This window comes from Acidisphaera rubrifaciens HS-AP3 (assembly GCF_000964365.1).
In the GTDB taxonomy this organism is placed as follows: domain Bacteria; phylum Pseudomonadota; class Alphaproteobacteria; order Acetobacterales; family Acetobacteraceae; genus Acidisphaera; species Acidisphaera rubrifaciens.
In genome coordinates this window covers 1-9,135 of sequence record NZ_BANB01000080.1, presented here as the reverse complement: position 1 = coordinate 9,135, position 9,135 = coordinate 1, and the positions used below count along the sequence as shown (strand labels likewise).

The window sequence follows — 9,135 nt, the reverse complement described above, 5'->3', positions numbered from 1 at the left end:
GGGGCGTGCCGCCGGCAGCGATCCCGCCCGCGACCACGGCGCCGGCGGCGCGCGCCTCCTCCGCCAGCAGATGCCCCATGCGACCGGTGATGCCGGCGATGCCGACGCGCATATCCGCCCCCTCGTTCGAAGACGGCGGTTATAGGCGTCGGCGGGATGAAAGCGGGAGGGGGGGCGGGCGGCCGTCGACCGAAAGCCGACGGCCGCCGCCTGTCGCGCTCTGTGGGGGGGACACAACGCCGACAATGGAACAACGCCGGCACGCCGCACCGGTTCCGCGGCGGCCGCACCGAACCCGGGGCCGCCTGAAGCGTAACGAGGCTACGCGATCGATCGGACGCAACCGCGGCCCCGCCGCCGCGCTATACTGCCAAGCCTGATCGCGCAGACAAACACCCAGGAGAGACGCTGATGGACGAGAACCGGATCGAAGGCACCGTGCGTAACCTCGCCGGCCGCACCGAGGAGGCGGTGGGCGCGGCGACCGGCGATCACGACACGGAAGCCCGCGGCGCGGCGCGGCGCATCGCCGGACAGGCGCAGCAGACCGTGGGCCACGCGGCGGACGAGGCGCGCGACTACGTCAAGGACCAGCCGCTGACGGCGCTGCTGATTGCGGGCGGCGTGGGCTTCCTGCTCGGCGCGCTGATCGTCCGGCACTGATACTGGCTCGTCCGGCCCACGCTTAAAGCCGGCAGAGGGGCGTGCGGGACGGTGTCCCGCACGCACCTGTCGGGCCGCTACTCGCTGCGGGCGTTGAAGAACTCACGCACCTTGGCGAAGAACCCCTCGTGCTGCGGGTGGCCCTTCTCGCCCCCGTCCGCCGCCTCCGCCTCGAACTGTTCGAGAAGCTCGCGCTGGCGGCGCGACAGGTGCTGCGGCGTCTCCACCATCACCTGGATGTACATGTCGCCGCGCGCGGCGGAGCGCAGGACGGAAAATCCCTTGCCGCGCAGACGGAACTGATCGTTCGTCTGCGTCCCGGGCGGGATCTTCACCTTGGCGCGCGAGCCGTCGATCACCGGCACCTCGATCTCCGCGCCGAGGGCGGCCTGCGTCATGCGCAGCGGCACGCGGATATAGACGCTCGCCTGATCGCGCTGGAACAGCGGGTGCGGGCGGATCGCCACGTGGACGTAGAGATCGCCCGGCGGCGCGCCCTGCGGCCCGGCCTCGCCCTCGCCGGCGAGGCGGATGCGCGTGCCGTCCTCCACCCCCGCCGGGATCGAGACGGCGAGCGAGCGGCTGCGCTGCACCGTGCCCGCGCCGGAGCAGATGCGGCACGGGTTACGCAGCGTGCGGCCGGTGCCGCCGCAGGTCGGGCAGGTGCGTTCGATCAGGAAGAATCCCTGCTGCGCCCGCACCTTGCCGGCGCCGCGACAGGTGGTGCAGGTCTCGGCGCCGCGGGCCTTGTCTTCCGAGCCGGTGCCCTCGCACGCCTCGCAGGTGACGCGGGTAGGGACGCGCAACTCGGCCTTGGTGCCGCTGAAGGCCTCCGTCAGGTCGATCTCGACCTGCGTACGGATGTCGGCGCCGGCGCGGGTGCGCTGGCCGCCGCCGCCGCGACGGCCCATGAAGTCGCCGAACATCTGGTCGAAGATGTCGCCGAGGCCGCCGCCGCCACCGAAATCGAAGCCGCCCGCGCCGCCGCCGCCGTTCTCGAACGCGGCGTGGCCGTAGCGGTCATAGGCCGCGCGCTTCTGCTCGTCCTTGAGGACGTCGTACGCCTCGCTGATTTCCTTGAACTTCGCCTCGGCCTGCTTGTCGCCCGGATTGCGGTCCGGGTGATGCTGCATGGCGAGCTTGCGGTAGGCCCGTTTCAGGTCCTCCGCGCTCGCCTCGCGCGGGCAGCCGAGTGTCGCGTAATAATCCTGCTTAGCCATTCCCAGCCCTTTGCACGGCCGCACGCGCGTGCCGGTCCCCGCACGGGCGGGGACCGGTCAGACGCGGACACGGGGTCTGCAAGAACGACGCCGTAAGCGGACGGCGAAGCGCGCTCAGGCGCGCTTCTTCTTGTCGTCGACTTCCTCGAACTCGGCATCGACCACCTTCTCGTCGGTGGCGGTGTCATGCGGCGTCGGGCCGGCGGCATCGGGGCCGGGCGTGCCCTGTTCGGTGCGATACATCGCCTCGCCGATCTTCATCGCCGCCTGGCTGAGCCGGTCCGTCGCCGATTTCAGGGCGGCGGCATCCGTGCCCTCCATCGCCGACCGCACGGCGGCCATCGCGGCCTCGGCCTCGCCCCGGTCCTGGGCGGAGATCTTGCCCTCGTGCTCCTTCAGGTTCTTGTCGACCTGATGGAGCAGACCGTCGGCGTGGTTCTTCGCCTCGATGAACTCGCGGCGCTGACGGTCGGCCTCGGCGTTCGCCTCGGCCTCCTTGACCATCCGCTGGATGTCGGCCTCCGACAGGCCGCCCGAGGCCTGGATGCGTATCTGCTGCTCCTTGCCGGTCGCCTTGTCCTTGGCCGAGACCGAGACGATGCCGTTGGCGTCGATGTCGAACGTCACCTCGATCTGCGGCACGCCGCGCGGCGCCGGCGGGATGCCGGCGAGGTCGAAATTGCCGAGCAGCTTGTTGTCGGCCGCCATCTCCCGCTCGCCCTGGAAGACCTTGATCGTCACCGCCTGCTGGTTGTCGTCGGCGGTGGAGAAGACCTGGCTCTTCTTGGTCGGGATCGTGGTGTTGCGCTCGATCAGCCGGGTGAACACGCCGCCCAGCGTCTCGATGCCGAGCGAGAGCGGGGTCACGTCGAGCAGCAGCACGTCCTTGACGTCGCCCTTCAGCACGGCGCCCTGCACCGCCGCACCGATCGCCACCACCTCGTCGGGGTTGACGTTGCGCGCGGGCTCGCGGCCGAAGAACTGCTTCACCGTCTCGACGATCTTCGGCATGCGGGTCATGCCGCCGACCAGGATCACCTCGCCGATCTCGCCGGCGGTGACGCCCGCGTCCTTCAGCGCCGCGCGGCACGGCTCCAGCGTGCGGGTCACCAGGTCATCGACCAGGCTCTCCAGCTTCGCGCGCGTCAGCTTCATCACCAGATGCTTCGGCCCGGAGGCGTCGGCGGTGATGAAGGGCAGGTTGATCTCCGTCTCCTTGGAGGACGACAGCTCGATCTTCGCCTTCTCGGCGGCTTCCTTCAGCCGCTGCAGGGCGAGCTTGTCCTTCCGCAGGTCGATGCCCTGCTCGCGCTTGAACTCGTCCGCGAGGTAGTCGATCACCCGCAGGTCGAAGTCCTCGCCGCCGAGGAACGTGTCGCCGTTGGTGGACTTCACCTCGAACACGCCGTCGCCGATCTCGAGGATCGAGATGTCGAACGTGCCGCCGCCCAGGTCATAGACCGCGATCGTGCCGGACGCCTTCTTGTCCAGGCCATAGGCCAGCGCCGCCGCCGTCGGCTCGTTGATGATGCGCAGCACTTCCAGCCCGGCGATGCGGCCGGCGTCCTTGGTCGCCTGCCGCTGGGCGTCGTTGAAGTAGGCCGGAACGGTGATGACGGCCTGCCCGACCTTCTCGCCGAGATACGCCTCGGCCGTCTCCTTCATCTTGCCGAGGATGAAGGCGCTGATCTGGCTCGGGGAATACTTCTCGCCGCGCGCCTCGACGAAGGCGTCGCCGTTGTCGCCGCGCACGATGCTGTAGGGCACCATGGCCTTGTCCTTGGTCACCGTCGGATCGTCGAACCGGCGGCCGATCAGGCGCTTGACGGCGTACAGCGTATTGGACGGGTTGGTCACCGCCTGCCGCTTGGCCGACTGGCCGACGAGGCGTTCGCCGTTATCGCTGAAGGCGACCATGCTGGGCGTGGTGCGCGCGCCCTCGCTGTTCTCGATGACCCGGACGTCCTTGCCTTCCATGATCGCGACGCAGGAGTTCGTGGTACCGAGGTCGATGCCGATGACTTTGCTCATCAAGTGCTCCTTTCCAGCGACTGTGTGCGGCCCGCGGGTTCGGCACCGGTCACAGCCCCAAGGCCTCTTGCGGCCAACGAGTGGGATGTATGGACCGGCCCCAGCCGAGGCAAGGCCCAACGGCGCCGGGGCCTGCCTATATTTTGGGCAGGGCCGCCGGCCTCAGGCGTATCAGGCGGTCTGATCGAGCGTGCGCGGCGTCTCCGCCGCGCCGCCGTGGTCGCCGGGCGCCGCCGCCTCCGGCGCCTTGGCCACCACCACCATGGCCGGACGCAGCAGCCGGCCGTTCAGCGTCCAGGCCGGTGACCAGGCCTGCAGCACCGTGCCCGGCGCCGCGTCGGCGGTCGGCTGTTCGGCCATCGCCTGATGCAGGTTCGGGTCGAACGGCTTGCCGGTCGGGTCCTCGCGCTGGATGCCGTTGCGCTCCAGCACGCCGAGGAAGCTGCGCTCCACCCCCTCGAACCCTTCGCGCAGGCGGCCGACGATCGACGGCTCGTCCTCAGCCGGCGGTGGCAGGCTGTCGAGGCCGCGGCGCAGGTTCTCCGCCGCCTCGGCCACGTCGCGGGCGAATTTCTGGACGGCGTACTGGCGCGTCTCGTCCACCTCGCGCCGGGCGCGGTTGCGGACGTTCTGCGTCTCGGCCTCGGCGCGCATCCACTTTTCGCGGAAATCGTCGCGCTCGGCCTCCAGCTCGGCGATGCGGGCGGTGGCCGCCTGCATCAGCATCTCCGGTCCCGTCGTCGCGGCGGCGTCCGGCGCGGCCGTGGCGGCGTCCTCGGGAACTTGGGTCTGCTCGGTGCTCATGCGCGCTCAGGTAGGGCAGAGCAGGGCGGCGGACAAGCGCCGGGGGCGGAGATCAGGCCAGCGGAAGGGCCGGCGGCAGGCAGGCCAGCGGGGCAGCGCTCAGCGCAGCAGCTGGCCCATGACGCGGGCGGTATAGTCCACCACCGGGATGATGCGGCCGTAATTGATCCGCGTCGGCCCGATCACGCCGATCGCGCCCACGATCCGCCCGTGCTCGTTGCGCGACGGCGCCAGCATCATCGACACGCCCGACGTGCCGAACAGGCCGCTTTCGGCGCCGATGAAAATACGCACCCCGTCCGACTGCTCGGCGAGTTCGAGCAGGCGCAGCATCGTCTCCTGCGTCTCCAGCCGCTCGAACAGCGTCTGGATGGCGGTCAGCCGCTCGATCTGCGTCACGTCGGCCAGCAGCCGCGCCTGGCCCCGGATGATCAGCGACCCGCCCCGCCCCTCGCCGGCCCAGGTGGCAAGGCCCGCCTCCACCACTTTCTGCGCCAGCTCGTCGAGGGTGGACCGGTCCTCCGCCATGGCCAGCGCGACCGACTGCCGCAGATCGGCCAGCGTGCCGCCGTTCATCCGCGCATTCAGATAGTTGGCCGCCTGCTGGAAGGCGGAGGGCGGCACGCCCGGCGGCGTGTCGATCACCCGGTTCTCCACCTGCCCGTCGGCATTGACCAGCACGATCAGGGTCCGGCCGGAGCCGAGCGGGACGAACTCGATATGCCGGACCGGCCCCTCGGACGTGGGCGCGATGACCAGCCCCGCCGCCTGCGCCAGCCCGCCGATGGTGGCGCTCGCCTCGGCGAACGTGTCCTCCAGGCTGCGGCCCGAGGCGGCGAGCGCGCGGGAGATCGCCTCCCGCTCCTCCTCCTGGATGTCGCCGAACTGCAGCAGCCCGTCCACGAACAGGCGCAGCCCCCGCTCCGTCGGCAGCCGGCCGGCGGAGGTATGCGGCGCATACAGCAGCCCCGCCTCCGTCAGGTCGGCCATGACGTTGCGGATGGTGGCGGGCGACAGGGCGATCGGCAGCAGGCGCGACAGGGTGCGGCTGCCGACCGGCTCGCCCGCCTCGATATACTGCTCGACGATTTCGCGCAGGATCGCCGCGGAGCGGGCGTCGAGGCCCGGCGGCAGGGCAGCGGTGCGTCCCCGCTCGCCGCGGGCGCGCTCGCCGATGGAAAGGTCGGGTGTCGTCAGCACGATCTACTGTATTCGTGCGCCGGACGCGTTTGGCAAGGCGGCCCCGTTTGGCAAGGCAGGCCGGGCGCCGTATGGCTCGCCCGACATCGACCGGAATCCCCCATGACAACCAATCCGACCTCCGCTCCTGCCTCCGGGCCCCGCCCCTCCGGCCGGACGGCCGACGCGCTGCGCCCCGTCAGCATCACGCCCGGCTTCGCCCGCCACGCCGAGGGCTCGTGCCTGATCCGCGTGGGCGGGACCGAGGTGCTGTGCGCCGCGAGCGTGGAGGCGCGCGTGCCGCCCTTCCTGCGCAATTCCGGACAGGGCTGGGTCACGGCGGAATACGGCATGCTGCCGCGCGCGACCCATACCCGCGGCGACCGCGAGGCCGCGCGGGGCAAGCAGTCGGGCCGGACGCAGGAGATCCAGCGCCTGATCGGGCGCAGCCTGCGCGCCGTGGTCGATCGCCGCGCCCTCGGCGAGATGACGATCACGCTCGATTGCGACGTGCTCAACGCCGACGGCGGCACGCGCTGCGCGGCGATCACCGGCGCCTGGGTCGCCCTCGCCCTCGCGGTGCGGCGGCTGCGCCAGATGAACGTGCTCGCCGCCGATCCGCTGCGCGGACAGGTGGCGGCGGTCTCGTGCGGGATCGTGGGCGGCATCGCGGTGCTCGACCTCGACTACGCCGAGGACAGCGGCGCCGACGCGGACGGCAATTTCGTGCTGACCGATGACGGCGGGATCGTGGAGATCCAGGCGACGGCGGAGCAGGCGCCGTTCTCCGAGGCGGCGTTCACCTCCCTGCTCGCCTACGCCCGCGCCGGCACCGCGCAGCTGTTCGCGGCGCAGCGCGCGGCGCTCGGCTGATCAGAAGCTGACCCAGGCGAAGAGATACAGCGTGTTGTTGTCCATGGCGTTGCGTCCGTAGCCGTCATAATTGGACGACCCGCCGTTGAACTGCGTGTAGAGCGTGTACTGGGCACCGAGCTTGAGGTTGACCCACGGCCCGGCCCACGACCCGGCCTTGCCGAAGGGTACCCAGTCCGCCTCGAAGATGAAGGCGTTGCTGTTCGGGCTCCCGTTGGCGCTGCCGCTGACGGGAGCCGGCGCATAGAGCAGCGGATTCGTCGTGCCCCATGTCTTCTGCCAGCCCAGCGTCACGCCATAGGTCTGCTGGTAGTAGTAGCTGATGTTGGCGCGTATCTGGTTGAGCGCGTTGTTGGACTGGCTCGACGTGCCGGCCGCGACCGATCCGCCGAGATTCTGCACCTCGTGATCGAAGATGCCGAGGAACGATACGACGTTGGTGCCGTCGCCGAGGAACTGGTAGCCGCCGTCCAGCGCATAGTCGGTGTAATGGTCGCGCCCGAGCACGCCGCTCGCCGCATAGCTCGCCGCCGCCGGATTGATGTCCGAATGCAGGAAGATCGCGCCGACATAGGCCGATTGTCCGTTCCAGTCCCATTCGTATGCCGCGCGCAGATACGGCGCCGGGCTGTTGGTGGCGCCCGGCCCGTATTCCGTGCCGGTCATGCGCAGCAGCGTCGGTCCGTAGGTGTTGTAGAGACCGGCCTCCAGATACAGCGCCTGATCGTACCAGGCATAGGCGCTCACCCCGACCGAATTGCCGATCAGCCCGCCCGCGAGCAGCGGCTGCGCCCCGGGCGTCGGCGCGAGGGCGGAGGCGACGTAGGGAAAGCCCCAGGCATAGGTGGAGTTGAACGGGTCCTGCACCGTCGGCCCGTTGTTGACGTCGAGGCCAAGACGCAACGGCGAATCGCCGGTATTGATCGGCGCCGTCACCCGCAGGTCGGTGTTGTCGAGATGAAACGCGCTGGTGATGCCGTCGAACGTGCCCTGGATGAAGCCGCCGGCATAGTCGTTGACGCGTCCGGCGAGGAACACGCTGATCTGATCCATCGCGAAGTTGCCGTTGGCACCATAATGCTCCGACGCGGGACCACCCTGTCCCTTATCGGTATTGGTGTACGATCCCAGCAGCATCAGCGAGACCGGCAGCGCCGACTGCCAGCCCTGCCCGCCGGTCTGCGTATAGCCGCCGAGCTTGAAGGCGCGGCCGAACGGCGTGAGCTGCGGTCCGTACGCGCCGACGTGACAGGCGGCGCAGGGCTGGCCGGTCTGCGTCGCGAAAGCCGGGATCGCGGCGGCCGGCCGGGCCGCGCCGCAAGCGATCAGCAGGCAGGCGGTCCCAAGAACGAAACGCCACGACGACAGGATGCGCATGACCGCCCCCGCCCGGTCAGTGCAACGTGCCGAGATAGGCGATCAGGTCGGCGCGCTTCTTCGCGTCCGGCAGGCCCGGATACCCCATCGTCGTATCGGGCACGACCGATCGCGGATTGGCGAGGTAGCGCTCGAGCGTCGCCGCGTCCCACACCAGCGCCGGATTGCGGTTGCCGGCCGAGTAGTAGAACCCGGATTCGGTGCCGGCCTTGCGGCCGACGACGCCGTACAGGCTGGGGCCGGTCATGTTCCGCCCCTTCTGCACGGAATGACAGATGCTGCACTGCGACTGAAAGACGGCCTTGCCGGCCGCGGCGTCCTGCGCCCACGCGCACGGCACCGTGAACGACGCGGCGGCCAGCACGACGACAAAGGACCAGCGATTGATGATGCGTTTCATGGCACGCTCCTGCTTCTTGGGCGGGGGCAGCGTGGCCGGCCGTGGCGAGCATGGCGTTGATCGCCGTCAAACACGCGGGCGATGGGCCGCGGAATGGTGAGCGCTCCGGATAACGTGATCGAAAGGGTACAGGCGGGATGCACGCCACGGCGGCGACGGGGATGAACGGGGTGACGGAGGACACGCGGGCGCTGCGTCTCGCGCGCGGGCAACGGCTGGTGCTCGCGAGCCACAACCCGGGCAAGCTGCGCGAGATCGCCGAGCTGCTGTTGCCATACGGCATCGAGGTGGTCAGCGCCGGTGCCCTCGGCCTGCCCGAACCGGTCGAGGACGCGCCCGACTTCGCCGGCAATGCCCGGCTGAAGGCGCGCGCGGCGGCCGATGCCTGCGGCCTGCCGGCGCTCGCCGACGACAGCGGGTTCTGCGTCGCGGGCCTCGACGGCGCGCCCGGCATCTATTCCGCGCGCTGGGCCGGGCCGGACAAGGATTTCGCCGCCGCCATGGCGCGCGTGCAGGCCGAACTCGGCGCGGGCGACCGGCGGGCGTGGTTCGTGTGCGCCCTCGCGCTGGCCTGGCCCGGCGGGCCGG

9 protein-coding genes and 1 pseudogene are annotated in these 9,135 nt (G+C 70.4%); 3 read left to right on the top strand and 7 right to left on the bottom strand.

Annotated elements, in window-relative coordinates; translation table 11 throughout:
- Nucleotides 1-112 (bottom strand): annotated as a pseudogene (locus tag B8460_RS20775) (4-hydroxy-tetrahydrodipicolinate reductase); the annotation flags it as partial.
- A gap of 299 nt (nt 113-411) precedes the next feature.
- Here B8460_RS20775 and B8460_RS02880 point away from each other — a divergent pair.
- Nucleotides 412-663: a CsbD family protein gene (locus tag B8460_RS02880; protein ID WP_048860064.1), complete on the top strand. Its 252-nt coding sequence runs from the start codon at nt 412-414 to the stop codon at nt 661-663.
- A 77-nt stretch (nt 664-740) separates the two neighbouring features.
- Here the strand turns inward: B8460_RS02880 and dnaJ are convergent, their stop codons facing one another.
- From dnaJ to hrcA, 4 genes are all read right to left on the bottom strand, one after another.
- Nucleotides 741-1,883: a molecular chaperone DnaJ gene (gene dnaJ, locus B8460_RS02875; protein WP_048860063.1), complete on the bottom strand. Its 1,143-nt coding sequence runs from the start codon at nt 1,881-1,883 to the stop codon at nt 741-743.
- Between the two features lie 114 nt (nt 1,884-1,997).
- Nucleotides 1,998-3,914 carry a molecular chaperone DnaK gene (dnaK, locus tag B8460_RS02870; RefSeq protein ID WP_048860062.1) on the bottom strand — a complete coding sequence of 639 codons (1,917 nt, stop codon included), beginning with the start codon at nt 3,912-3,914 and terminating at the stop codon, nt 1,998-2,000.
- Nucleotides 3,915-4,085: 171 nt separating this feature from the next.
- A complete protein-coding gene (locus B8460_RS02865) occupies nt 4,086-4,718 on the bottom strand; it encodes a nucleotide exchange factor GrpE (RefSeq protein WP_084623179.1) in 633 nt (210 codons plus the stop codon).
- A 99-nt stretch (nt 4,719-4,817) separates the two neighbouring features.
- Nucleotides 4,818-5,894 carry a heat-inducible transcriptional repressor HrcA gene (gene hrcA / locus B8460_RS02860; RefSeq protein WP_048860067.1) on the bottom strand — a complete coding sequence of 359 codons (1,077 nt, stop codon included), beginning with the start codon at nt 5,892-5,894 and terminating at the stop codon, nt 4,818-4,820.
- 126 nt (nt 5,895-6,020) lie between these two features.
- Between hrcA and rph the strand changes: the two genes are divergently transcribed.
- The gene (rph, locus tag B8460_RS02855; protein ID WP_048860061.1) at nt 6,021-6,770 is read left to right on the top strand and encodes a ribonuclease PH; all 750 of its coding nucleotides are present in this window, start codon (nt 6,021-6,023) and stop codon (nt 6,768-6,770) included.
- On the opposite strand, the gene B8460_RS02850 is transcribed toward rph, so the two are convergent.
- Nucleotides 6,771-8,147 (bottom strand): hypothetical protein, encoded by a 1,377-nt coding sequence (locus B8460_RS02850; RefSeq protein WP_048860060.1) that lies wholly within the window; start codon nt 8,145-8,147, stop codon nt 6,771-6,773.
- Between the two features lie 16 nt (nt 8,148-8,163).
- Nucleotides 8,164-8,547 carry a c-type cytochrome gene (locus B8460_RS02845; protein WP_084623172.1) on the bottom strand — a complete coding sequence of 128 codons (384 nt, stop codon included), beginning with the start codon at nt 8,545-8,547 and terminating at the stop codon, nt 8,164-8,166.
- Nucleotides 8,548-8,684: 137 nt separating this feature from the next.
- Here B8460_RS02845 and B8460_RS02840 point away from each other — a divergent pair.
- The coding region (locus tag B8460_RS02840; protein WP_373855627.1) for a non-canonical purine NTP pyrophosphatase at nt 8,685-9,135 on the top strand (451 nt) is incomplete at its 3' end.